Raw genomic sequence first — 24,301 nt, 5'->3', positions numbered from 1 at the left:
GATCGGGCGAAACCGCTGCGCTACCGAGGGGTGTGCGGCACGGTGCCGTTCTGAGTGCTGGGCGACTGACGGTTCTCGGGCTCGACCGTGTCGGGCTCGAAGGCCGCGTCCTCGGCCCCGCTGACCTGGGTCGACGGGGTGATCGGGGCGGCCGGGTCATATTCGTCCCACTGGGCCGCGCGACGCCGCTTGGCCGCCCAGGCCGCGCCGACGCCGATCGCCGCGCCGAGAAGCGCGAAGCCGAGCAGCTTGGAGCCGCGGCCGCGGGGCTTGCGGCCCACCGCCTGGTCGGCCCGCTTCTGCAGCTTCTTGGCCGCCTTCTTGTTCTCCTTGACGGCCTTCTTGGTCTTGGCCTTGCTGACCTGTCGCACGTTGCCGCCGGCCTGGCGAATGTTCTCGCCGGCCGCCGCCACGAGCGGCGTGATCGTCGCCACGGTGCTGTCCCAGCCGCTCGAGGCGGCGTCCTTGGCCTTCACCGCGGCCGGCTGAACCCGGTCGACAGCGGCCGTCAGTGTCGGTCCCACGGTCGCGCTGGTCTCCTGCGCCGCCAGCGACGCTGCGCGCTTGAAGTGGTCAACGCCCTGTCCGAGCTCGTCCTTCATCTTTCGGCCACGGCTCTTGCGGCGCAAAGTTGTGATCACCAGTGCCACCTCCTGAGGTTCGCTCCCACGTCATCGTGCCCTGTTTCGGTACCCCCGCGCTGCTCCTTCAGACACATGGGGGAGGATCCGAACTGCAAGAAAAACTTGTCCCATCGCCCCGCCGAGGTATGCACGGGGCGACCGCGTCGCAGAAGGAGTACCCGTGGCCGAGAAGCTTTACGCCATCCTGCACACCAACCACGGCCCGATCCGGCTCCAGCTGTTCCCGGATCACGCCCCGGCGACCGTGCGCAACTTCGTGGAGCTTGCGGAGGGCACGAAGGACTACACCGACCCGCGCACCGGCCAGAAGGGCAGCGGGCCGTACTACGACGGCACGATCTCGCACCGGGTCATCGCCGGCTTCATGATCCAGCTCGGCGACCCGACCGGCACCGGCCGTGGCGGCCCGGGCTTCCAGTTCGCCGACGAGTTCCACCCGGAGCTCCAGTTCGACCGCCCGTACCTGCTGGCCATGGCCAACGCGGGCCCGGGCACCAATGGCTCGCAGTTCTTCGTGACGGTCGCGCCGACCCCGCACCTGAACCGTCGCCACACGATCTTCGGCCAGGTCGCCGACGAGCAGTCGGCCAAGGTCGTCGACTCGATCGCCACCACGCCGACCGGCCCGGGCGACCGCCCGCGCGAGGACGTCGTCGTCGAGCGCGTGGAAATCGAGCGAGTGCAGGACTGAAGTACCGTTAGAGCATGAGTGAGGCTCCCTCGACGGCTCCGGTCTGTTATCGCCATCCGTCGCGGGAGACCTACATCCGCTGCACGCGGTGTGACCGGCCGATCTGCCCGGACTGCATGAACGAGGCGTCGGTCGGTCACCAGTGCCCCGAGTGCGTCACCGAGGGGCGGAAGACTCAGCGCCAGGCGCGCACGGTCTTCGGCGGCAGCACCCTCGGCCGCGCGGGCTACGTGACCCAGGCGCTCATCGGCATCAACGCGATCTTCTTCATCATCTCGGCGATCGCCGGCGGCCCGCGGGCGATCGCGGGCGCGGGCGGCTTCCTCGGCCTCATGGGCGAGGGCACGCCGGTCACCCGTTGGGGTTCCGTTCTCGGTTACGCACCGTACGTGCTCGGTGGCGAACCTCACGGCATCGCCGCCGGCGAGTGGTACCGCCTGATCACCGCGATGTTCCTGCACTACGGCGTGCTGCACCTGCTGCTCAACATGGTGTTGCTGTGGCAGCTCGGCCGCTATCTGGAAGACAAGCTCGGCCCGCTGCGGTTCATCGGTCTCTATCTGCTGGCCGGTCTCGGCGGCAACGTGGCGGCGTACATCTTCACCGCCCCCAACGCCCCGACCGCGGGCGCCTCGACCTCGATCTTCGGCCTGGTCCTGGCCATCATCGTGATCAACCGGCGGCTGCGGCTCGACATCACCCAGCTCATCCCGCTGCTGGTGATCAATCTGCTCTTCACCTTCAGCGTGCCGAACGTGTCGGTCCCGGGTCACCTGGGCGGCCTCGTCTTCGGTGGCCTGGTCGCCTTCATCCTGGCCTACGCGCAGGGTAAGAGACGCAGTCAGATCCAGGCGATCGGCCTCGCCGCGGTCTTCCTGGTGCTCGTGATCGCGGCCATCATCCGCACTCAGGTGCTGCTCAGTTAGGCGCTGACTCGCAGGTCAGCCAGGGCCGCGGCGACGTCCTCCGGCAGCGCGCCGAGGTCGTTCGCGCTGAAGAGGTAGATCGCGTCGCCCGCGTCGAGTTCGAGCATCTCGCTGCGCAGACCACGGTGCGAGCGACGATCGACCCGTACGCGCTCGATCTGACCCCAGGTCAGCCGGCGCCGGCCCAGGAAGCCCGTCGCGACCGTGACGCCCTCGGCGTCGGCGGCCAGGCGCACCGGGCGCAGCAGGTCACGCAGGCCCCAGAGGATCAGCGCGACCCCCACCACGGCGGCGAGTGCCCACCGCACCGGGTCGTTGCCGGCGAAGGCGACCGCGAGCACCACCACGGCGACCGCGCCCATCAGTTTGCTGACCGGAAGAACCGGCTTCATACGCCACTGCATCCCCCAACTATGGCAGTCGGGGTTACGGTCGAGCCATGCGTGATGCGGTGATCATCGGAGCGGTCCGGACCCCGATCGGGCGGCGTGGCGGCGGGCTGGCCGGGGTGCATCCGGTGGAGCTGTCCGGCCAGGTGCTGCGGGCCCTCGCCGAGCGCACCGGGTTCGAGCCGGCCGACGTCGACGACGTGCACTGGGGCTGCGTCTCGCAGGTCGGCGAGCAGTCGTGGAACATCGGGCGGAACGCGGTGCTCGCGGCCGGCTGGCCCGAGACGGTGCCGGGCACGACCATCGACCGGCAATGTGGTTCCAGCCAGCAGGCGTTGCACTTCGCGGCGGCCACGGTGATCTCCGGTCAGGCCGACCTGATCGTGGCCGGCGGCGTCGAGTCGATGACCCGGGTGCCGATGGGCTCGAGCGGGCAGGGCGCCGATCCGTACGGGGAAAGTGTTCGCACCCGCTTCGGCGTCGACGCGTTCGCGCAGGGCGAGGGCGCCGAGATGGTGACCGAGCGCTGGGGCTTCTCGCGCGCCCAGCTCGACGAGTTCGCCCTGTCCAGCCACGCGGCCGCCGCCCGGGCGCAGGATGCCGGCGAGTTCGACGCCGAGATCGAGCCGCTCGCCGGGGTGAAACAGGACGAGGGCATCCGCCGTGACTCGACGATCGAGAAGCTGGGCCGGCTGCGGACGCCGTTCCGCGAGGACGGCAAGGTCACCGCGGGCACCGCGTCACAGATCTCGGACGGGGCTGCCGCGCTCGCGGTCACGACGTCGGAGTGGGCCGCCGCACACGGCATCAAGCCCCTGGCCCGCGTGCACACCGCCGTGATCGCCGCGGCCGACCCGGTGATTGTGCTGACCGCGCCCATCCCGGCCACGGCCAAGGCCCTCGCCAAGGCGGGTCTGACGATCGGCGACCTCGGCGTCTACGAGGTGAACGAGGCCTTCGCGCCGGTGCCGCTGGCCTGGCTCGCCGAGACCGGCGCCGACCCCGCCCGGCTGAATCCCCGGGGCGGGGCGATTGCCCTCGGTCACCCGCTCGGGGCATCCGGCGCGCGCATCATGACGACGATGCTGCACCACATGCGACAGTCCGGCGTGCGATATGGCCTGCAAACCATGTGTGAGGGGGCCGGAATGGCCAACGCAACGATTGTCGAGACTTTGTAATTCGACATTCATCTGCTGGTGGCAGCGACTTACCCGTTCGGTCGCCGTTAAACGCCACATGGACGTCTTCTCCCGTACGTTCCTTCCCGCGGCCGCCGAGGGCGGTGTCGCCATCCCGACCGTGAGCCGGCACCTGCCCGTCGTGCGCCGCTGCGTCGAGCCCGACGAGACCACCGTGCTGGTCGGTCGATGTCTGCGCCCGGAGGCCCCGATGGCCGGCGAGTTCATGCTCGTGCTGACCCAGCGACGGCTCGTGGTGACCCAGGAGACCAAGGTCTTCCACCGGCTGCGGCTGCACCTCAACGCCAACCTGCGGCACCTGAGCAACGTGTCGTGGAGCCCGTCGGCGTCCCGGACCGCCCTCGACATCGCCGCGACCGCGGTCGACGGAGTGCGCGAGCGGTTCCGGATGCGCCTGAACGACTCCGACACGGTGTGGCACATGGACGCCCTGCTGCGCCAGGTCTTCCATGCCAAGTCGGCGCAAGCACTAGCGGCCTAGGAAATCAATGATCGACGCGCGCAGTCCGGCCGCGTCGAGGCCGTGCGCCCGCGCGTGATCCTTCGGGCTGCCGTAGCGGCGCACCTCGTGCCGGCCGACGCCCAGGTGCATCGCACGGTGCGGCAAGCCCTCCAGCGCGGCGCTGACCACGGCGGCTGAAGTGCCGGCCAGGTACGGCTCGACGAGCACGACCTCGCGGTCGGTCAGCGCACGCAGGCCCTCGGCGTCGAACGGACGCGGCCGGTTCGTGTAGGCGATCGCCACGTCCAGACCCTCGGTCGCCTCGAGCACCGGGTCGAGCATCGGCCCGACCGCCACGATCAGCGGCCCGCCACGGCGCAGCAGCCGCAGCCGCCCGCCGTCCGGGTAGGCCCGCCGGTTCTCCTGGCTTCCCAGCCGCACGTAGACCCGGTCGTCGTGCCGCGCGGCCTCGCGCAGCATGGCCGGCACCTCGTCGTGGTGACCCGGCACGTGCACGGTCCAGCCCTCGAGCGTGTCGAGCAGCGCGACGTCACCCGGTGACTGGTGCGTGTAGCCCTCGGCGGCCGCGTCGTACGACCCGCCGATCGTCACCATGACAGCACCCGTGTCCTGGTGGCCGAGGTCGAGTTTGAGCTGCTCATAGGCCCGATCGACGGCGAACGGGGCGTACGAGTGCAGGTAGGGACGCAGGCCGGTCAGCGCCAGGCCGCCCGCGACGCCGACCATCAGCTGCTCGCGGATGCCCACGTTGAGCACCCGGTCGGGGTGCCGGCGCCGCGCCGTGACGAAGGCCTCGGCCGAGATGTCGGCCAGCACCAGGGCGGTGCGCGGATCCTCGTTCAGCAGGTCGGTCGTGGTGGCGACGAACGTCTCGCGCATCATCTCGCTCAGCTTCCCTTCTTCTCGACGGTGGCGACGACCAGGTTGGGTCGGTCGTGTCTCGGGGTCAGCGCGAGCTCCAGCCGGTCCCGGTCGTGTCCGTCCACAACAGAGACGTCCCAGTTGGGGAAGCGCGCGGGGATCCCGCCGGGCCAGCCGTGGGTGGACGACTGGTTGTCGACGACGATCGCCGACAGGGGCAGGCGTGTCGCGGCGGCGTACGCGATGGCCTCGTGGTTGGAACCCTCGTCGAGCTCGGCGTCGCCCAGGAGCACGAAGGTGCGCGTGCCGGTGTAGCCCTGGGCGCGCAGGCCGAGCGCGACGCCGACGCCCAGGCCGAGCCCGTGGCCGAGCGAACCGGTGCCGATCTCGACGCCGGGGATGCGTACGCGGTCGGGGTGGTGACCGAGCGGACTGTCCCACCCGCCGAGATCGTCGAGCCACTCCTCGGGGAAGAAACCCTTCGCGGCCAGCACCGCGTAGTAGGCCGCTGGACCGTGCCCCTTGGAGAGCAGGAAGCGGTCGCGGTCGGGGGCGTCGATCGTCTGCGGGGTGACCCGCAGGACGCGGTCGTAGAGCACCCATAAGACGTCCAGCGTCGAATGGGCGCTCGGGGCGTGTTTCTCGTCCCCGGTGATCCGTCGCAACGCAGGGGCGAGCCGGTCGGTACGCATCGTCGTCGTTGTCATGGAGATAGGCTGCAAGTTGAAGCGCACTTCAACTCAAGGGATGCGCATGGAGACACTCACCATCGGTGACTTCGCCGCCCGTAGCGGGGTCGCTCCGTCCGCTTTGCGATATTATGAGCGCGAGGGGCTCATCCGGTCCACCCGCACCTCGGGCAACCAGCGACGGTACGAACGGACCGAGCTGCGGCGGGTCGCGTTCATCCGGATCGCCCAGCAGGTCGGCGTCACCCTCGACGAGATCCGCGCCGCCCTGGCCGAACTGCCCGAGAACCGTACGCCCACCCGGGCCGACTGGGCGCGGCTGTCGGACCGCTGGCGCCACCGGCTCGAAGAGAAGATCAGCCTCATGCAGCGGCTGCGCGACGACCTGTCGGGCTGCATCGGCTGCGGTTGCCTGTCCCTCAACCGGTGCAAGCTGATCAACCCGGGCGACCAGTTCGCCGACGAGGGACCCGGTGCGCGGATCCTGCTGAACCCGCCCGCTTCGTCCTGACGCGGCTCGTGCTCAACCCGTCCGCTTCGTCCTAACATCGCAGGATGGGCCGGAACAGCACGACCTTCGGCGGCAACCTGGCCCTCCCGGTCCACCGCTGGTTCCGCTACTCGGCGGGCTTCGCCGCGGACTGGGTCGCCGCCGAGGTCGGCCGGCGCGGCGCGCGGCGCGTGCTCGACCCGTTCGCCGGCTCGGGAACGACGCTGCTCGCGGCCCAGGCGGTCGGGGCCGAGGCGGCCGGCGTCGAACTGCACCCGTTCGTGGCCCGGGTCGCCCGCGCGAAACTGCTGTGGACCGCGGACGAGGCCGCCTTCCGCGCCCGCGCTCTGCAGGTCGCCTCCGACTCGCTCGCGCTGCGACCCGACCTGCCCCAGGCGGGCGGGCTCACCGCGCGGTGCTTTCCAGCCGAGACGCTGGGCCCGCTCCTGGCGCTGCGCGACGCGATCGACCATCACCGGCGTGGCGACGACGTCGATGAGCTGCTGTGGCTCGCGCTCGTCGGGATCCTGCGCCGGTGCTCGCCGGTCGGCACGGCCCAATGGCAGTACGTGTTGCCGGGCCGCACGAAGGCACGGGTGGCGCTCGCCGGTGACGCCTTTCGCGAGCAGGTCGACATGATGGGCCAGGACATGTCCTCGCTCCGGTTGTCGCAGCCCTCGCCGCCCCGGGCCCGGCTCAGCGAGTCGGACGTGCGGCAGCCCTTCCCGGTCGGCGAGGACTGGGCCGACCTGGTGATCACCTCACCGCCGTACGCGAACAACTACGACTACGCCGACTGCGCCCGCCTCGAGATGACGTTCCTCGGCGACATCGGCTCGTGGAGCGACCTCAACCCGCTGCGGCGCCGGCTCGTGCGCTCCAGCACGCAGCAGATGGCCCGCTACGACGGCGAGACAGTGCTGCGTACGTCCCCGGGGCTGTCGCCGATCCGCGACGAACTGGCCGCGGTCTACGCAAACCTGGCCGAGGTGCGCCGGACCCGCGGCGGACGCAAGGTCTACCACTCGATGATCGTCGCCTACTTCGACGACATGGCCACCGCCTGGCACCAGATCCGCCGCTCCACGGCCCCCGGCGGCCAGGTCTGCTTCGTCGTCGGAGACTCAGCCCCGTACGGCGTCCACGTGCCGGTCGAACGCTGGCTGGGGATTCTGGCCGTGGCCGCGGGCTTCCACTCCTGGCACTTCGAGAAGGTCAGAACCCGCAACGACCGCTGGGAGAACCGCAAACACCGGGTCCCGCTGCACGAGGGCCGCCTCTGGGTCTCCGGCTGACGTCGGGGTCTCGGCGCCGGGCGGTGTGCCCGACGGCTACTTCGCGTCGTCGGCGGTCCAACCCAGGGCCAGGCACTGGGCCGAGAACGCGTCCGCGCTGACGGTCCAGGCCTCGTCGCCCCCGTTCGCGCCCTTCGCGAGCTTTTCGCCGCCCGACTTGATGCCCTTGCTGGTGCTCGTCCGCGCCCACTTGTTGACCTTGTCGGCCAGGTCCACCCGGGCCGACTTCGCTGTCGCCTCCTGGTAGCCGGCCGCGAAGTCGGTGCACGCGAACGTGCCGGATTCGTCGAGTCTCGCCGCCGGATCCGCGACCGCCACAGGATCGCTGCCGGTGCATCCGGCCAGCGCACCCCCGGCCACCAGCCCAGCGGCAAACACCAGAACCTGACGTCCTCGCACCATGACCACCGTCCCTATTGGATCGATCCGGCCAGCACCGTACGGCGTTTCGGCGGGCTTCGGGACCGACGAACGGTCCGTGACCAGGGGCCGCATGACGCCCCGGACCGCCGAATGAGCGAAGTCATGGTCGAGAACGACGTCGAAACGAGGGCACCGGCCAGCCCGTCGGAACCGACCGCGCCGTCGATGAGAACGGTGACCAGACGGGACCGGGCCGGAAGCCGCGTGATCGGCGTAGGCAACGACGGTGCGTGGCGCAGCGGCGAGCGCTGGTCGGACGCCTCGTACGTCAGGGGTTGGCCCTTGATCAGGCCGAGCGGAGGGCGTGGGATTCGAACCCACGAAGAGTTTCCCCTTACCGGTTTTCAAGACCGGCGCCATCGGCCACTAGGCGAGCCCTCCCGATGTTGCCGTCCCAGTGTGCCAGACGAACGATCGTGGGTCGGCGGGGAGTGGTCCAGTGAACTTGATTTAAGACTCTTAACAGGGATTTGAGCTGTGGGAACACGCTCTCCCGGGCCCGCGAGTACGGTTGACCTCGCATCGATGGACGTGTTTATCGTGCACGCGCCTTACCTAGGCCCCCACCTCAGGCAAGGGAGTCCCCGAATGTCCATCCCCCCTCGATCGGCAGGTCGGCGCCGATGGCACCGTGAGCGGCCTCGGCAAGTGCCTCGACGTGGCGAACAACTCGACGGCCGACGGTGCGGTGGTTCACCTCTGGGACTGCATCGGCACGGTCGCGAGTCAGAAGTGGACGGTCACGGCTGGTCGTGATGTCGTGAACGGCGAACGGGGCGAAGCTTCAGCTCTGGGCGTGCACGGGCGCCGCGAATCAGAAGTGGACGACCCCCTGATGTGATCGATGGCGGGGCCGCCGGGCCCCGCCATCGGGCAAGCTGGACCCATGCACGCGATCATCATCGAGGACAAGAAGCTCGTTCTGCGCGAGGTGCCCGATCCGGAGGCCGGTGAGGGCGAGGTCGTTGTCGACGTCACCGCGGCCGGGGTCAACCGGGCCGACGTCTCCCAGCGCCAGGGCCACTATCCGCCACCGCCTGGGGCCTCGCCCTATCCCGGGCTCGAATGTGCCGGGGTGATCAGCGCGATCGGTCCGGGAGTGACCGGGCGGCACGTCGGCGAGCGGGTCAGTGCCCTGCTGTCCGGGGGTGGCTATGCCGAGAAGGTCGCCGTGCCGGCCGGTCAGCTCCTTTCCGTGCCGGCCGGGCTCTCGCTGACCGAGGCGGCCGCCCTGCCCGAGGTGAGCTGCACGGTCTGGTCGAACGTGGTGGACCGCGACCGGCTGCGCAAGGGCCAGACGCTGCTGGTGCACGGCGGTGGCAGTGGCATCGGCACGTTCGCGATCCAGCTCGGCAAGGCGCTCGGCGCGTCGGTGGTCGCCACCGCCCGGGCCGGCAAGCACGACGCGCTGCGCGCCCTCGGTGCCGACCTGGTGATCGACTACACGACCGATGACTTCGTGGCGGCCACGCGGGACTTCAACGGCCGCGGCGCCGACGTCATCCTCGACATCGTCGGCGCGAAATACCTGAGCCGCAACATCGAGGCGCTGGCGCCCAACGGCCGGCTCTCGGTGATCGGCATGCAGGGCGGCCGCAAGGTCGAGCTCGACCTCGGTCAGCTCATGGCCAAGCGTGGCTCGGTCTCGTCGACGTCGCTGCGGGCGCGCCCGACGGCCGACAAGGCGCGGATCGTGGCCGCGGTGACCCGGGACGTCTGGCCGTTGGTCGAGGCCGGCGCCATCAGGCCGATCATCCACACGACCCTGCCGCTGGCCGAGGCGGCGGAGGCCCACCAGATCATGGAGTCCAGTGACCACCTCGGCAAGATCCTACTCACTCCTTAGCGCTTTCGGGTGATATGAGACTTTCGTCCCATTCTGCGGCGCGGCGGCGCCGTCAGCGCGGGCGGGCCGCCGAGCATGGTCTGACTCGGGCCGGGAGATCGGTCGGCGGTTCCGCGCTGCGCGGGGCCGCCACTCAAGCGACATCGGGAGGGTCTCGTGACCAATACGCCGTTGCGCCCCGCACGGTCGGCGCCGCCGGCGCCGAAACCGCCGGGCGGCAGTTCCGGGCGAACGAAAAAGTCGTGGCTCCTGACCGCGGTGTTTGCGCTCGCGGCGGCCGGGGTAGGTGTTTATCTGGCCGCGGGAATCAGCGGCGAAACGGCCGCCCCACCGAAAGCGGTCACTGCAGGCGCGACACCTGAGGGTGCCGCGCCTGAGAGTGCTGCCCCGGTGGTCGCCGCATCGGAAGGCACCATCGCCATTACCGTCACCAAGACGGAATGCGGCCTTTCCGAAGTCGGCCCGACCGACCTTCCGCTCGCCGCCGAGGGCGAGTTTTGCCTGGTCACGATGGGGATTCGCAACACCGGTAAGGCCCCCCGTCTGCTCGACCCGGGCGCTCAGCGCGGAATCGACGGCCAGGGCCGCTCCCATCGGGTCGCCGAACAGGCTGCCGTGCTGGTCAACGACCAGGACCCGTCGTTGCTCGACGAGATCCCGCCGGGCGCGACCCGGCAGGGGGTGATCCCGTTCGACGTGCCGAAGGGCGCTCGGCTCACAGCTTTCGTACTCCACAAGTCCCCGGACAGCACCGGCGTGCGGGTGCCGTTGTCCGGATAACAGGCGTATATCAGAGATGTGCACTTATCGATGGAGTGCGTAACTCACATTCTTTTCTCGAGGGAACGAGGGTGATTGTGTGATTTCACCCCCGAAACATTCCTGATGTGTGTTGGCATGGTCGACGGAATTAACGAGTTGTCCGGGTTCCCATTGCCTCCCGTATTGGGCGGCGCCGGTGCGGCACGCGGTAATGCCACGCCGAAGGGATACGCGCGAGTGCCCCGGACCTATGTCGGAGGCAACACTGCACTGTCCGTCCCCGAGCCGGGCGCTCACCGCCGGCGCAATCGCGCTGGCCGTCATCTCACCGGCTCTAGATCCCGTTGAGCACTCTGCCGAGGCCGTTCCGCCCACCTTCCCGGTGGGCCCCAAGACATCGGAGAACACGCGGTTCGACGAGCGCACCACCAACGCCGAGCGCGCCTCGCGTGCCGCCCCCCGGCGCACTCTCGCACGCGGCGCCGCTTCGACCGCCCGGCCCCGGGCGAATCCGTTCGCGGCCCCGGACGGCGGCCGTGCCCTGCGGACGGCCGTGGACCTGGCCGTAGCCGACGAGCGGGAGGCACTGCGGACGCCGGAGACCCAGGCCGCCGTCGACCTGCGCGACGACCTGCGCGGTGACCCGGTCGAGGTCGTGCCGGCTGTCGTGGCCGACGCGGCCCTGATCATCGCGGCCGATCGGACCGCCCGCGCGCTCGCTGCCCAGCGAGTGCTGAAGCTGCACAGGGCGGCTCAGCAGCCGCACAGGGCGGCTCAGCGCAAGGCTGAACCGGCCCAGATCGCCGTCGAGCAGCACGTCGCGCCCCGCTACCTGCGTACGGTCGTGACCAAGCACGTCGGCGTCAAACGCGGCCAGCGCGTGATGCGCCTGGGCAACGGGATGACGGCGGTGATCGCCTTCGCCCGCTCCCAGGTCGGCAAGCGCTACGTCAGCGGGGGCATGGGGCCGGGCGGCTTCGACTGCTCGGGGTTCACCAAGCGGGCGTACGCGCTGGCCGGCATCCGGCTGCCGCACTCGTCCGGCGCCCAGGCGGCCCGGTCTCGATCGGTCTCGCGGGCCCACGCCCGCCCCGGCGACCTGGTCGTCGGGCCGGGGCACGTGGGCATCTACATGGGCCGCGGCATGATGATCGACGCGGGCAACCACCGTACCGGGGTGGTCTACCGCAAGGTCTACAACGGCCTTCGGGTCGCCCGCATCGGCTGAGGCGTCACCGCGGCAGCGTGAGCCGGACCGTCGTGCCCATCCCGGGCTCGCTCTCCAGGTGCACGCTGCCGTGGTGCGCGTCGATGATCGACTTGACGATCGCCAGTCCGAGCCCGGGGCCCTGCGCCGCCATCACCTCGGCCGCCGCGCAGCGATAGAACCGGTCGAACACATGTGGCAGGTCGTCGGCCGCGATGCCCACCCCGGTGTCGCTGATGATCAGCTCCGGCTCGCCCTCGGCGGTCGAGTCGACCGTGATCTCGCCGTCCGCGTGGGTGAACTTGATCGCGTTGACGAGCAGATGGTTGAGCACCTGGGCGAGCCGCTTGGCGTCGCCGCGCGCCGGCACCGAGTGCAGGGTGCGGTCGCGCAGCTTGACCTCGCGGTGCTCGGCCAGAGGGCGGCAGGCGGCCACCGCCTGGTGCGTGAGGTCGGCCAGGTCGACCTCGGCCAGGTCGACCTGGATCCGGTCGTCCCGTCGAGCACCACCGGCGCACCGGCGTAGAACCGGATGCCGTGCCCGTTGACCACCGGGTTGTCGGCGAAGCGCGGGTCGTCCAGCGCGTCCGGCACCTCGAGCAGGTCGTGCGTGGTGATGGTGTGCGCGCAGAAGGAGAGATCGCGCGGCGCCTGTTCGGTGCCGACCTTGGCCTTGAACCACTGCCGGTCCCGGTCGACCAGGCTCACCAGCCCCATCGGCGTGCCGCAGATCTGGGACGCGAGCAGGGCGATGTCGTCGAAGTCCTCCTCCGGCGCGGTGTCGAGGACCTGTGCGTCGAGCAGGGCCGCAAGCCGGTTCGGCTCGTCGGGAGGCAGAGGCGCCCTCATGTTCCGATCGTCTCACTGTCGGCGTACGCTATGGGTGGATTTGTCGGACGGAAGGGCCGTATACAGCAGTCGGCACCCGCCGGGGACGGGTGCCGCCTTGCTGGCCGCTGGTTCACATCTTCGGCGACCTATCGCCACCGGGCACGGGGATCTCTGCCGCACGCACCCGGTCGGATGTCAGACAGAAGCATCACCCGGCCCCCAGGTTTCGCCGCGCACCCGCTGTGCGTCCGCCCGTTCGGGTGACACCACGAGGCCACGTGAGCGAAAGGCGGGCGATACGCGAACGGACTAATGTTCGTGCGGAGAAGGTCCGTATATCGCCGGAGGACAACCCGATGAGTCTCGACCGCGCACTAGCCCCGGATCCGTACGACATCCTGCCCCCGGTCCCGTCCTTCACGGTGACCAGCACGGACGTGACCGACGGCCGGCCCCTCGACGAGACGTTCGCGCACACCAGTGTCGGCGGCAAGAACCTGTCGCCCCAGCTCGCCTGGTCCGGCTTCCCTGAGGCGACGCGCGGCTTCGCGGTGACGTGCTACGACCCCGACGCGCCCACCGGCAGTGGCTTCTGGCACTGGGTCGTGGTCAACCTGCCGGTCACCACCACTGAGCTGCCCCGCGGCGTCGACACTCTGCCCGAGGGCGCCTTCTGCGTACGCAACGACTATGGCGACAGCAACTACGGCGGCGCTGCGCCGCCGCCCGGCGACCGCGTGCACCGCTACGTCTTCGCCGTCCACGCGATCGATGTCGACAAGCTCGAGGTCCCGCCGGAGGCGTCGCCGGCCTACGTCGGCTTCAACCTGGCCTTCCACACGCTGGCGAGGGCCACCATCCGGCCCACGTTCCAGGTCAAGGGCTGACGTACGACAACGGCCGCCGGGCGATCCCGGCGGCCGTTGCGAGGTCGAACGTCAGGCGGGCGTACGCGCCACGACGAAGACGGACTGGCCGAACGGCGGCTTCACGAGGCTCTCGGCCGCCTTGGTCACCGGGAGCACGACCGAGTCGTACACCTTGACCATCGGGCCCTCCTTGGGGGCCAGCTTGAAGATGCTGGTCGCGCCGTAGTAGCCGATCAGGCCAAGCGCGTTCGCGTAGTGCATCTTCTCGATCTGCAGGCCGGCCTCGTCCATCGCCGCCCGCATCGACTTCTTGGTGTACCGCCGGATGTGGCCGGTAGCGATGTCGACCTGGCTCATCGCGAACATGAACGCCGGCACGATGATGATGACGCGGCCGCCGGGGCGGACCAGCTCGGCCATGCTGCGCAGGGCGCCGACGTGGTCCTCGATGTGCTCGAGCACGTTGTAGGACACCGCGGCGCTGAATTCACCGTTCGCGTCGGCCGCGGGCAGCAGCATCTGACGCACGTCGATGTTCGGGTGGTCGGCCATGCGCTCCTTGAGCTGCACGAGCCGGTCCGGGTCGGCTTCGGTCGCCGTGAACCGCGGAAGATGCTCGGCCCACTCGATCGCGTAGTCCCCGAGACCACTGCCGATCTCGATCGGGTTGTCCCCGAGGTACGGAAGAGCGAGCTCGACGAACCACCGGCGGTGGTTCACGGCCGTGGCGAGGCCCTCGAGTACTTCGGACTGGATCCGCTGGTCTCCAGTGATGTCTGCCATATGTAAGGTTCCCTCGTCTTGCCGATCCGAGCTGACAGCGGGACCGGACGAGTTAACCATCCGCCGCGCGTATCCGAAAGTTGAGACCGGGGGAGCGGGTCATTATTCTCCTGATTGAGACATGGCCCGCCGGGTAGTCCCACAGGTTGGGTTTGATGCGCCGGCCCCCGCCGATGACGCTAATACACCGTTCATATCGGCTCGATCACGCATGGGGCTCTCGTCGCTGCAACGTTACCAACCTCGGTTAGGCTCGCCCTCGCTATGACGATTACCGGTATTGACTCGACAGGCCAGCCGGCCGGCGGGAACGTGCTGCCGCCCCGTCAAGTGACCGAAGCCGAAGATCTCGATGCCGAGTTGATCGCGCTAGAGACCGACGTCGCGCCGACCGCTCCAGTCAAGGTCGTTCCCGATGTCGAGGCCGCCCCTGAGCAGGGGCGAGAGCCGGCGAAGCGGTGGTGGCGCCGACGACCCGACTGGCGTGACGTCCTTGCGACAGTGACGTTCATCGTTGTCGCGCTCTACCTGACGCTGCCGTTGTGGCTCAATCTTGATCATCAGTTGCGCGATGATCCGCAGGACCAAGCTTTCTTTGAGTGGATGCTGGCGCATGGTGCTCGCGTGCTCACTGATGGCGCATATCCGTTCTTCTCCGATCGCATGAATTACCCCGATGGGGTGAACATGATGGCCAACACCTCGGTGTTGGCCGTTTCGCTGCCGATGACTCCGGTGACCCTGCTGTTCGGGCCACATGTGGCGTTCAACGTATTTCTCACTCTGGCGTTGGCACTCACCGGAATCTCGTGGTATTTCGTGCTCTCCCGCCAGTTCGTGTCGTCGCGACTCGCGGCGTGGGTGGGCGCCCTCTTCTGCACCTTCGCGCCGAGCATGGTGTCGCACGCCGGCGGTCACCCGAACATTGTTTCGCAGTTCCTGGTGCCGCTGATCATCTGGCGCACGCTGCGCCTGCGCGACTCCACCAGGTACGTGCGCAACGGCCTGATCATGGCCGGCCTGCTGATCTGGCAGGCGTTCATCAACCTCGAGATCCTCTTCATGACCGCAGTCGGGCTGGGCGTGTTCTGCCTGATCATGGCCATTTCGCGGCGCAAGACACACCCCGGCGAGGCTCGCGGTTTCGTCCGCGGCCTCGTGGTCGCGGGCACGGTCACGCTCGCTGTCCTGGCTTACCCGCTGTCGGTCCAGTTCTTCGGCCCGCAGAGCTACCACGGCCTGCCGCATTTCGTTCGCAACTTCGGCGCCGACCTCGCCTCGTTCACCGCATATTCGAGCCACTCGGTCGCCGGTAATGCGATGGTCGCCGAGCGGCTCGCGCAAAATCCGGCCGAGGAGAACGCATTCTTCGGCTGGGGCCTGGTGATTCTCTTCGTCGGTCTGCTTGTCTGGATGCGTCGTTCGGCCGCTGTTCTCGCGCTCGGCGCGGTGGCGGTGCTCTTCGCCGCGATGTCGCTCGGGCCGCGAATTTTCCTGAACGGCATCAACACCGGCATCCCCGGCATCTGGGCGATCCTGCACAGCGTTCCCGTGCTCAACTCGGCCGTGCCCACGCGCTGGGCGATGGCGATCGCCCCGGTCATCGGCATCCTGCTGGCCCTGGGCGTGCAGCGCGCGATCGACCTCGTCCGCGCCCAGCCCGCCGCCCGCGGCCCCGTCCGCGTCGCCATGGTCACGGCGGTCGCGATGGCCCTGGTCCCCCTCGCGCCGGAACAGCTCAAGATCGCCCCGATGGCGCCGACGCCCGACTTCGTCACGTCCGGCGCCTGGAAGCAGTACGTCGACGACAACCACACCGTCGTCACCCTGCCGCTGCCCGACTCGAGCTACCCCGATCCGCTGCGCTGGACCGCGATCACCGGCCAGGACATGCGCATCGCCGGGGCGTACGCCCTGTTGCCCAACCAGAACCCGCTGGACCCGAGCGACAAGACCGCGCTGTTCTCGCCCCCGTGGCGCCCGACAAGCGGCCTGATGGCCTCGATCCGCCAGGGCAACCCGATCCCCGAGATCAACGACATCCGCCGCGAGATGACCCTCGCCGACCTCCGCTACTGGAAAGCCGGCGTGGTCGTCCTGACCCCCCAGGTCCGCGACAGCGAGATGCTGCGCGCGATGACCGGCCTGCTGAACGCCCAGCCCACCTGGACCGGCAACGCCTGGGTCTGGGACGTCCGCCACCTGGTCGACGACCCGAACGCCGTCCTGACCGGCCCCGACATCAGCTAGGCCGTTTCACCCGGCCACGTGGCTGCCGCTCGCCTCATCTGCGGAAACCATCAAACCTCGCATTCGGTCTGGAAAGTCCCGGCACATTTCTCAGTGCCGGGACCTTCGTGACCGATGAGAGCACGTTGACGGTGAAGCCCCCTTCAGCCCGAGCTTCGCCGGCGTACCACGCGGAGGAGTGCGACCTGAGCCCAGGCTTGCCTCGACGCCGAAGGCTTGAAAGGGTCGGAGTTGCGGCACTGTGGCCGTCTCCGTCCCGGTCTCGATGACAAACCGTTCGGCCGGTCGTTGAACGGCCGAACGGCTGTATCCGTACGTAAGGACATGAAAGGGCATGCATGTGTTGGTGCTGCATGATCCACATTGGATAATCAGCCGGTGAGCGAACCAACACGTCCGACCGCCGAAGCTGGCCGTGACGCGCTGGCGCGCGCTCTGACCGCGATCTCGCCGGACCGGTTGGAGGCGGTGGCGCGTGACGTCTTCGGGTTCGTGCCTCTCCCAGCCGACTTCCGCTGGGATGATCCGCACGCGGTTGTGGCGCGGATCGCCTCATTGCCCGCTTCCCAGTTGGGGGCGCCCTCGCTGGTTCGGTACGCGGTGCGACTTTCCCAAGAGGTGGGACAGCCGGCCTCGGTCCGGATCAGTCGACTCGCCGATGCGATGGGGCAATCCGCAGGCATGTCTGACTCAGAACTGCGAAATCTCTATGCGGTGTCGCGGGCACTCCAGCCCAACCCGGTAATTACAGCAACCGCTCCGGGCTATGATCAGGCAAACCGTCTCAAAACGGGCACAGAGCGGAGTGAGGACTTGCTGACCCGGGACACGATCGCAGACCTGCCAAAAGCGTCGCTCGAGCGGTCTGAGGCCGTACGTATCTGGGGTGGCGTTCCCCTACGAAATCCCGACTTCACGGGGCGCGAGGTTCAACTGTTGACCTTGCAGCGTTCGCTGGAGAGCCGATCGAAGGCCTCCGTTCTTCCGCACGCCCTTCACGGCTTCGGTGGTGTCGGGAAAACCCAGCTAGCGGTGGAATTTGCATACAGATTCGCCGATCGATACGACCTGGCCTGGTGGATTCCCGCCGAACAGCCGTCGCTGGTTCTGCAATCGCTGGCCGACCTGGCCACCCAGCTGGGCATCCCGGTCACGCAAGACCTGAGCCAGACGGCCTCGCTCGTGATCGACGCACTCAGCTCGACCAGCCTGCGATGGCTGCTGGTCTACGACAACGCGAACGACCCCGACGACCTGGCCCACCTGATCCCGTCGGCCGGCGGCCACGTGGTGCTGACGTCCCGCAACCAGACGTGGTCCGACGTGTGGGACGCGATCGAGGTCAACATCTTCGAGCGCCGCGAGAGCATCGCTCTGATCCAGAAGCGCGGCACCAACGTCACGCACGATGACGCCAACCGGCTGGCCGACAAGCTCGGCGATCTGCCGCTCGCGCTCGACCAGGCCGCCTCCTGGCAGACCGCCACCAAGATGCCGGTCTCGGAATACCTGAGTCTGTTCGACCAGCACTATCAGGTGCTGCTTGCGGAGGGTAAGCCGACCGGCTATCCGAGGACCATCGCCGCGCTGGTCAAATTGGCCTATCAGCGTCTGCAGCGCGACTCACCCGCGGTTGCTCAGTTGGTGGCGATGTTCGCGATGCTGGGCGCAGAGCCAATTTCGCTGCGCGTACTGCGACGCGGCCGGTTCGCTGAGATCGCACCACCGCTGGGCCCGATGCTGCGCGACTCGATCGCGCTCGGGCGGGTCGTCCGCGACGTGCGCAAGTTCGGCCTGGCCAAACTCGACGTGAACGACCGGATCCAGATGCACCGCCTCTTCCAGCTCGTGCTCCGTGACGAGCTCGGCACGGATCAACTGGAGCAGAGCCGCCACCACGTCCAGCGCATGCTCGCCGCGGCCAACCCTGGGACGCCCGACGACGACGGTGCGCACGCGGTCTACGCGGAGCTGGCGCCCCATGTTCTGCCCTCCGGCCTGATCGACGCCGACGAGGAGGAAGCGCTCAAGGTCGTTCTCGACCAGATCCGATACCTGTTCTCGAGCGGCGACTACGAGGCGTCCCGCCGCCTCGGCGACTCGGTCGTCGCGGCGTGGACGGCTCGTGCGGATCACCCCTCGCTCGGACCGAACGGCGAGCTCACGCTGCTGGCCAACCGCCACTTGTCGGCCGCCCTGATGTACCTGGGCAGCAATGACCGAGCACGGGACCTCGCCGAGACCGCGCTTCGCCGGCTTCGCGAGAATCCGAGGTTCGGCCCCGACCATGAGCACTCGCTCTACACGGCGAACACCGTCGGCGGCGTGCTGCGGGTGGCCGGCGAATTCAAAGAAGCACTCCAGAACGACCGGGACAACGTCGAGCGGCACCGTCGGGTCTACGGCGACGACCACTCGGAGACGTTGAAGAACGAGGGCAACCTCGCGGTCAACCTGCGCATGCTGAGTGACTTCCAGGGCGCGTACGACATCGATTCGGAGATCGTCCGCAAGTACGAGGAAACCCTTACCGAGCAGGAGCGCCCGCTGCTGTTCGCGCAGGCCAACCTCGCGCGTGACCTGTACGGTCTCGGCCGCTACGCGGACGCGCTGAGCCTCGAGGACCGCATCCTGCCGATCTATCGACGCATCGCCGGCGACAAGCACCCGGAAGTGCTGCTCGCCGAGCGGACCAGGGCGATGGCGATGCGCAAGACCGGCCGGTACGCCGATGCGCTGCGTGTGGCGCGCCGGCACTACCACGACATGACGTCCCGGTACGGGGACAGCCACCAGCACTCCCTCGCGGCCACGATGACCTATGCGAACTCATTGCGGGTCACCGGAGAGTTCAACGAGGCCCGCGGGCTGGCGCTGGACGCTCTGAACCGCTACCGCAGCGTCTTCGGCGACAAGCACCCGCTGACACTGACCACGATGGTCAACACCGCCATCGTGATGCGGGCGCTCAATGATGAGAACGCCCGCGACCTCGACGAGGCCGCCCACGCGACAATGGAGGCAACGCTGGGGCCCGTGCACGGCTACACGCTCTGCGCCGCGAGTGGACTGGCGAACGACTACGTGCTCGCCGGCGAACTGGACCGCGCACGTCAGCTTTCCAGCAAAACGCTGGCGGCCTCGCGCTCGGCCCGCGGCGAGAAACACCATTACACACTGTTGTGTGCGATCAACGCCGGTTTCGATCTGGTCGCGGTGAACGAATCGGAGGAGGGCGAGCGCGAGCTGTCCGACGGGATTCGCTTGCTGAGTGACCTGCTCAGCCCGTCCCACCCCGAGGCGTTGGACGCCCGGCGTGGACGGCGCGCCGAGTGTGACATCGAGCCGCCGCCCACCTGAGTGGTCAGTGCGGCGTCGCCGGCAACGGCGGCGCCGCGCCCGGCTGGGGGGCGGGGCTGCTGCCGTGCGCCGCGTAGTTCTGGTCGCCTCGAGCCCGTTCCGCGGTGACCCGTTGCCGGGCGATGGACAGTGCGCTGTCCGCATTCCATAGGACCTGCCCCACGGGAAGATCCAGGAGGCGTGGCACGGCCGTCGCCTCGTCACGAGGTGGCGTGCCGGTCGGTTGCGAGCGCACCTCGGTATCGACGCTGCTCTGGTTCCGGACGTCAGACAACGGAGCCTCCCGTGCGTGATCTCGGCGGATCAGGCGGTCGCGCGTCGCCGTCGTTGGCAACCGGTCACCGGTGCTGACCTCGCGTGACTCCAAACACGACGCAACCGTCGCCGAGGGAGTGGGCAGCGACGTGAACGGCTGTCGATCTGCCGGACCCTCAAGCCACCATACTTGGGACGCTAACGGTTCCCAACCCCACTCGCAGCACCCTCGGTGAGAGGGGAGGGCACGTTACCGAAGGCGGCGTAATAGTCCGGCGAGGCCGCCGACTCCTCGCGCACGCGTCGCACGGCGTTGGCCAGCGCTGAATCGTCCGACGTCAGGATGTTGACGATCCGCTCGTTCGCCAGATCGGGCAACGAGGTGCTCGAGTCTGCGAGGGGGTCCGCCATCGATCATCCTTCCGGGCGCAGTTCTTCCTCGGCGCAGAATAGTGCGTTTCGGGCGCAGTGGTGGGCAGAACAGGTGGGATCATCCCGGGTTCCCCCGCGCCCAGGCAAGCTGGGACCGGACTCGCGGCCAAACTTTAACCGGTCGGGTCGTCGCGACTGTCGATCAGCTCGTCGGAATCCGCGGTCAGACCTGAAACCTGGTCGTGGGCGTCATGATCCGGTGGTGCCGGGCCGTTGGTCGAGGGCGTCGTAAAGCTGACTGAAGTCGCTTCCACGATGTTCGTCCTCGGTCAGCGTGTTCATGTCGGACAGCAGGTCGACGATCTTGGCGATCATGGCACGGATCTTTGAGTAAAGATCGAGATCCTCACGAATGCCGCTGAGGTTCTCGAGCCCCACGGTGCGCATTTTCGACTCCAGCGCCGCGCGCTTCGCCTCCCAATGACTCACGTACTCGATGCGGTCCAAAGCGTCGAAGATCTTCGCGTCGCCGAGGACGATCGGGTAGATCGATTTGGCGAAGTCGGGGCGGCCGGCGATCTCCGTCAGCTCGAACATGCAGTTTTTCGACTTGAGGTACGCGTCGTCGAGCACCACGACGATCGCGCTGCCCTGACCGAGCCGCCGCATGAACCGCTGGATCGAGTCGCGATAGCGGACCGTACTGCGGTCGCGGGTGATCACCAGGCCACGGGACTGCAGCTCGGCGACGATCTGGTCGACCAGCGCGTCGGCCGCGCCACCCCACTTGTACGAGACGAAGATCTCGGGTGCCGTCGAGATCGGGGCAGATGAGGTCACGCCAAGAGGTTGCCACAGCTCACTGAGCAATGTGGCCGCATCGAGGAGGAGGTGGCTGCGGCGGCACTGGATCTGATCACCCGCCCGGGCGAAATCCTCCAGCTCGTCAACGCTGAACATGGCCGGCTCGCCGGCCCGGGCGCAAACCTCGCAACTGCAGGGGCGCAGGCGGCGAAAACGCAGGTCGGGATAGGACCGATGGATGATGGTCAACGCTCGGTCGATCGCCGACAGCATCACCCGGGGGTCGCGGGGAGAGAGCCGGATCTGCAACTGGCGGGTGCGGTAGTTCTCGACGACTTCGGCACGACCGGGGCCGTAGGCGAACACCGCACCATCGCGCCAGACCCGGTCCTCCTCGATCAGATCGTTGAGCTCGACGATCAACCGGCGTACGACGCCTTTCGGCATGACGTCGTACTCGTAGCGCAGGGTGAGGTCTCCGGGCTCGTCCCAGCGAAAGTCGTCGGGCGGGTTCGGCGACAGCAGCTGCGGGGCCACGAAGCTCTCCCCGCCTCGGACCTGGTAGCAGAGGGAGAACTTCGCCATCAGACGGACGAGTTCCGCCCGCATCCGGGCATAGGTCGGCTCGTGCCAGATTCGTTCGAGGTCGCCCAGCCCGAACTCACCCCGCGCTGCCTTGATGCCAGGGTCGTCGAGAACGCGGTACACCGCGTGAGTGCCCCACGCCGGTTTGAGCACGACCACCCGGCCGAGCAGCGGGTCGGCTTGGAAGAACAGGCAGATGCCCAGGTCGTGCAGAAAGCCGCCGAGCTGGCGCATGTCGTCCTCGAGCAGGAAGCCGTGACCGGCGCAGATGCGGAAGAATTCGTCGGCCAGGATGTAGTCGCGGTCGTCCTCGTCGAGGGTCTCTCGCACACCCTGCCAGCTGCGTGGCAGCGCGGTGCCGATGTGCGGGAGCAGTTCGAGTTCGCGGCGGATCAGGGCGGTCAGCTCGGTGAGCCCGCTGTTGTCGGCGAGGTCGATGGTGAGCGTGGCGACCAGGTTCGGATAGTCCTGCCGCAGTCGTCGCAGGTCTAGGCCCTGGGTGCGCCCTCGGCGCCGGTTCTCGACCACGATCAACGGGCTGCCGTCGCTGAGCAGCTTGATCATTTCGAGCCAGTAGCCGAAATCGGCATCCTCGCGCCGGCCGTCGGTGAGCAACACATAGACCGAGCGCTTGGTGAGGAAGAACTGGTGAGTCGAGTGGTAGATCTCCTGGCCGCCGAAGTCCCAGACGTTGACCCGGAAGTCGCGATGGAGGATCGCTGCGCCCACCGCGGCGCCATTGCGGATCGCCGACGGGAACTGCCAGGTGTCGACCGCGATCCCGGTCGTGCTGTTCTCCTGCGGGTCGAGTGGGTAGTCAGGGTCGAGGATCTTCTTGGCCAGCGTCGTCTTGCCGGCCCCGGCCTCGCCGACGATCAGCAACTTGGCCTCGGCGAGATAGTCGACGCCCGAGGCCCGCTCCTGCGACCAGTAGCTTTTGATCGCTTCCAGGCCGCGGGCGGCAACCTCAGGGGGTGGAACGGCCAGCTCCGGCCGGCCCGCGTCCACCTGGAGCGTGGTCAGGGCGAGCATCCGCAGGATGTCGACGGGGATCGCGCTGATCGGGCAGCCACGCAGATCGAGGAGGGTGAGGGCGGTCAGCTGCCAGATGCCGTCGGGGATCTGCTGGAAGAGATTTCCGGCGAGACGGAGATGGATGAGATTGACGGCGTGGGCGATCTCGGAGGGCAACTCGACGAGCCGGTTGTTGCGCAGGTCGAGGCGCGTCAGCATGGGGAGCTCGAACAGCCACGGCGGGACCGACCCGAGTCCAAGGTCGGTCAGGCTCAGGTCGGTGAGCTGGCGTAGTCCCCGGATCGACTCCGGCACTCGGCCCAGCGGATGCCGGCTTACGTCGAGCCGGCGGAGCGCCGACGATTCCCCGATGATTTTTTCCACCAGCTCGAGGTGTTCCGTGCCGGCCGCAGAGCGCACGTCGACAGTCAACTTGGTGATCGCGAGTCGGCCGTCGTAGATCAATCTCAAGACGTTGTGAAGCGCGTCCGCGGAGGTGCCGGCGCTGATCGAGACCCCGTCCACCTTTCCCGGATCGATCTGGCGCTGCACCAGCAGGGTGTCGGCGTCGACCACCCATCGCACCCAAGGCAGGGACGGAGTCCTCAGCACCAGGCAGCGACCGGCGTCGACCGTCTGGAGCCGGGGGAGCTCGCCGAGCCAGTCCGGCAGGTCCACATCGGCGCTGTGGCTGAGCCGGAGATGTCGTAGCCCTCGCAGCTGGCGGACGGCCGGCGGGAGGCGTTGTCTCGCACCGTCCGGGAAGGCGAGGTGCCGGCTCAGGTCAAGGGTGTCGGACCGGCCTTCGGCGACATCCCGGATTGCCTGCTCGAGCGAAATCTCCACCCTGCCGACCGTAGCGGCGGGAGCCCACTGTCCACGATCGCTTGCCGAAGCTTGACAACCGACCAGGATTTCTGATCATCGACGGTTTGGCACCATTTCCCGAACTCGATCTTGGACTGCGCGACTGAATCGCCGACTTGTCCGCCCGGATGGCCGCGCGCTCGGCTCATCCATCCACCGACAGTGTGCGAGACCAGGCAGAGCGCGTGACGCTCGTGCGTTCTCGAATGTGCAGGTCAACGAATTGATCCGTTGATTCTTGAATAACCATCAGTGTCAGTGCATCTTTACGGTCTGTTCCGCAACCCTCCGCTGTGGAATGCTGCCTTTACAGAACTTGACAGTTTCTGGCACCGGGGGCGTCGACAGCGGGTTCTCCGGTCTCCGGGGCCGCTGACGAGCGGCGGTCGGCCTTACCGGCGGGCGTAGTTGGGGAGCGTGCCA

23 protein-coding genes, 1 tRNA gene and 1 pseudogene are annotated in these 24,301 nt (G+C 68.3%); 13 read left to right on the top strand and 12 right to left on the bottom strand.

The window, feature by feature from the left end:
- Positions 1-20 precede the first annotated feature (20 nt).
- Positions 21-641 (bottom strand): hypothetical protein, encoded by a 621-nt coding sequence (locus EER30_RS06260; protein ID WP_240669805.1) that lies wholly within the window; start codon positions 639-641, stop codon positions 21-23.
- A gap of 163 nt (positions 642-804) precedes the next feature.
- On the opposite strand from EER30_RS06260, the gene EER30_RS06255 reads away from it, so the two are divergent.
- Both EER30_RS06255 and EER30_RS06250 read left to right on the top strand, forming a co-directional pair.
- Complete coding sequence (locus EER30_RS06255; protein ID WP_127499036.1) at positions 805-1,335, top strand: peptidylprolyl isomerase; 531 nt, start codon at positions 805-807, stop codon at positions 1,333-1,335.
- A 14-nt stretch (positions 1,336-1,349) separates the two neighbouring features.
- Positions 1,350-2,261 (top strand): rhomboid family intramembrane serine protease, encoded by a 912-nt coding sequence (locus tag EER30_RS06250; RefSeq protein ID WP_127499034.1) that lies wholly within the window; start codon positions 1,350-1,352, stop codon positions 2,259-2,261.
- On the opposite strand, the gene EER30_RS06245 is transcribed toward EER30_RS06250, so the two are convergent.
- Complete coding sequence (locus tag EER30_RS06245) at positions 2,258-2,665, bottom strand: PH domain-containing protein (protein ID WP_127499032.1); 408 nt, start codon at positions 2,663-2,665, stop codon at positions 2,258-2,260. The two genes, EER30_RS06250 and EER30_RS06245, sit on opposite strands and share 4 nt — an antisense overlap.
- 35 nt (positions 2,666-2,700) lie before the next feature.
- On the opposite strand from EER30_RS06245, the gene EER30_RS06240 reads away from it, so the two are divergent.
- Positions 2,701-3,831, top strand: a complete 1,131-nt coding sequence (locus tag EER30_RS06240) for an acetyl-CoA C-acyltransferase (RefSeq protein ID WP_127499030.1) — start codon at positions 2,701-2,703, stop codon at positions 3,829-3,831.
- Between the two features lie 58 nt (positions 3,832-3,889).
- Entirely contained in the window at positions 3,890-4,333 is a 444-nt protein-coding gene (locus EER30_RS06235; RefSeq protein ID WP_127499028.1) for a hypothetical protein, read from the top strand.
- Here EER30_RS06235 and EER30_RS06230 read toward each other — a convergent pair.
- Both EER30_RS06230 and EER30_RS06225 read right to left on the bottom strand, forming a co-directional pair.
- Positions 4,322-5,194 carry a transketolase family protein gene (locus EER30_RS06230; RefSeq protein ID WP_127499438.1) on the bottom strand — a complete coding sequence of 291 codons (873 nt, stop codon included), beginning with the start codon at positions 5,192-5,194 and terminating at the stop codon, positions 4,322-4,324. The genes EER30_RS06235 and EER30_RS06230 overlap by 12 nt on opposite strands.
- Positions 5,195-5,202: 8 nt before the next feature.
- The gene (locus EER30_RS06225; protein ID WP_127499026.1) at positions 5,203-5,883 is read right to left on the bottom strand and encodes a transketolase; all 681 of its coding nucleotides are present in this window, start codon (positions 5,881-5,883) and stop codon (positions 5,203-5,205) included.
- A gap of 46 nt (positions 5,884-5,929) precedes the next feature.
- On the opposite strand from EER30_RS06225, the gene soxR reads away from it, so the two are divergent.
- Together soxR and EER30_RS06215 are read left to right on the top strand one after the other, a co-directional pair.
- On the top strand, positions 5,930-6,376 hold the full coding sequence (gene soxR, locus EER30_RS06220; RefSeq protein WP_127499023.1) for a redox-sensitive transcriptional activator SoxR: 447 nt from the start codon (positions 5,930-5,932) through the stop codon (positions 6,374-6,376).
- A 44-nt stretch (positions 6,377-6,420) separates the two neighbouring features.
- The gene (locus EER30_RS06215) at positions 6,421-7,650 is read left to right on the top strand and encodes a DNA methyltransferase (protein ID WP_205650110.1); all 1,230 of its coding nucleotides are present in this window, start codon (positions 6,421-6,423) and stop codon (positions 7,648-7,650) included.
- Between the two features lie 36 nt (positions 7,651-7,686).
- Here EER30_RS06215 and EER30_RS06210 read toward each other — a convergent pair whose 3' ends face one another.
- Both EER30_RS06210 and EER30_RS06205 read right to left on the bottom strand, forming a co-directional pair.
- On the bottom strand, positions 7,687-8,052 hold the full coding sequence (locus tag EER30_RS06210) for a hypothetical protein (RefSeq protein WP_127499021.1): 366 nt from the start codon (positions 8,050-8,052) through the stop codon (positions 7,687-7,689).
- Between the two features lie 317 nt (positions 8,053-8,369).
- Positions 8,370-8,454: transfer RNA gene (locus tag EER30_RS06205), tRNA-Ser, on the bottom strand.
- A 250-nt stretch (positions 8,455-8,704) separates the two neighbouring features.
- Here EER30_RS06205 and EER30_RS06200 point away from each other — a divergent pair.
- The 4 genes from EER30_RS06200 to EER30_RS48475 all read left to right on the top strand — a co-directional run bounded on the left by EER30_RS06200 (position 8,705) and on the right by EER30_RS48475 (position 11,909).
- Positions 8,705-8,914, top strand: coding sequence for an RICIN domain-containing protein (locus tag EER30_RS06200; RefSeq protein ID WP_240669802.1), 210 nt, complete (start codon positions 8,705-8,707; stop codon positions 8,912-8,914).
- A gap of 45 nt (positions 8,915-8,959) precedes the next feature.
- A complete protein-coding gene (locus EER30_RS06195; RefSeq protein ID WP_127499019.1) occupies positions 8,960-9,919 on the top strand; it encodes an NAD(P)H-quinone oxidoreductase in 960 nt (319 codons plus the stop codon).
- A 156-nt stretch (positions 9,920-10,075) separates the two neighbouring features.
- Positions 10,076-10,699 carry a DUF4352 domain-containing protein gene (locus EER30_RS06190; RefSeq protein ID WP_127499017.1) on the top strand — a complete coding sequence of 208 codons (624 nt, stop codon included), beginning with the start codon at positions 10,076-10,078 and terminating at the stop codon, positions 10,697-10,699.
- Between the two features lie 364 nt (positions 10,700-11,063).
- Positions 11,064-11,909 carry a C40 family peptidase gene (locus tag EER30_RS48475; protein ID WP_240669800.1) on the top strand — a complete coding sequence of 282 codons (846 nt, stop codon included), beginning with the start codon at positions 11,064-11,066 and terminating at the stop codon, positions 11,907-11,909.
- Between the two features lie 4 nt (positions 11,910-11,913).
- Here the strand turns inward: EER30_RS48475 and EER30_RS48470 are convergent, their stop codons facing one another.
- Together EER30_RS48470 and EER30_RS48465 are read right to left on the bottom strand one after the other, a co-directional pair.
- Positions 11,914-12,324 (bottom strand): sensor histidine kinase, encoded by a 411-nt coding sequence (locus EER30_RS48470; protein ID WP_240669798.1) that lies wholly within the window; start codon positions 12,322-12,324, stop codon positions 11,914-11,916.
- Positions 12,325-12,440: 116 nt separating this feature from the next.
- Positions 12,441-12,605: pseudogene (locus EER30_RS48465) on the bottom strand (GAF domain-containing sensor histidine kinase); the annotation flags it as partial.
- A gap of 470 nt (positions 12,606-13,075) precedes the next feature.
- Between EER30_RS48465 and EER30_RS06170 the strand changes: the two are divergent.
- Positions 13,076-13,606: a YbhB/YbcL family Raf kinase inhibitor-like protein gene (locus EER30_RS06170; RefSeq protein WP_127499011.1), complete on the top strand. Its 531-nt coding sequence runs from the start codon at positions 13,076-13,078 to the stop codon at positions 13,604-13,606.
- A gap of 51 nt (positions 13,607-13,657) precedes the next feature.
- On the opposite strand, the gene EER30_RS06165 is transcribed toward EER30_RS06170, so the two are convergent.
- Complete coding sequence (locus EER30_RS06165; protein WP_127499009.1) at positions 13,658-14,371, bottom strand: class I SAM-dependent methyltransferase; 714 nt, start codon at positions 14,369-14,371, stop codon at positions 13,658-13,660.
- A 264-nt stretch (positions 14,372-14,635) separates the two neighbouring features.
- Between EER30_RS06165 and EER30_RS06160 the strand changes: the two genes are divergently transcribed.
- Both EER30_RS06160 and fxsT read left to right on the top strand, forming a co-directional pair.
- Positions 14,636-16,621, top strand: coding sequence for a DUF6311 domain-containing protein (locus EER30_RS06160; protein ID WP_127499007.1), 1,986 nt, complete (start codon positions 14,636-14,638; stop codon positions 16,619-16,621).
- Between the two features lie 378 nt (positions 16,622-16,999).
- Entirely contained in the window at positions 17,000-19,981 is a 2,982-nt protein-coding gene (gene fxsT, locus EER30_RS06155) for an FxSxx-COOH system tetratricopeptide repeat protein (RefSeq protein WP_127499005.1), read from the top strand.
- A gap of 4 nt (positions 19,982-19,985) precedes the next feature.
- Here fxsT and EER30_RS06150 read toward each other — a convergent pair whose 3' ends face one another.
- The 3 genes from EER30_RS06150 to EER30_RS06140 all read right to left on the bottom strand — a co-directional run bounded on the left by EER30_RS06150 (position 19,986) and on the right by EER30_RS06140 (position 23,857).
- Positions 19,986-20,255 carry a hypothetical protein gene (locus EER30_RS06150; RefSeq protein ID WP_127499003.1) on the bottom strand — a complete coding sequence of 90 codons (270 nt, stop codon included), beginning with the start codon at positions 20,253-20,255 and terminating at the stop codon, positions 19,986-19,988.
- 179 nt (positions 20,256-20,434) lie between these two features.
- Positions 20,435-20,647 carry a hypothetical protein gene (locus EER30_RS06145; RefSeq protein WP_127499001.1) on the bottom strand — a complete coding sequence of 71 codons (213 nt, stop codon included), beginning with the start codon at positions 20,645-20,647 and terminating at the stop codon, positions 20,435-20,437.
- A gap of 210 nt (positions 20,648-20,857) precedes the next feature.
- Entirely contained in the window at positions 20,858-23,857 is a 3,000-nt protein-coding gene (locus EER30_RS06140) for a COR domain-containing protein (protein ID WP_127498999.1), read from the bottom strand.
- Positions 23,858-24,301 lie beyond the last annotated feature (444 nt).

The sequence above is a fragment of the Actinoplanes solisilvae genome (assembly GCF_003999975.1).
Classification (GTDB): Bacteria; Actinomycetota; Actinomycetes; order Mycobacteriales; family Micromonosporaceae; genus Actinoplanes; species Actinoplanes solisilvae.
This window is presented reverse-complemented; position numbering and strand designations above follow the sequence as displayed.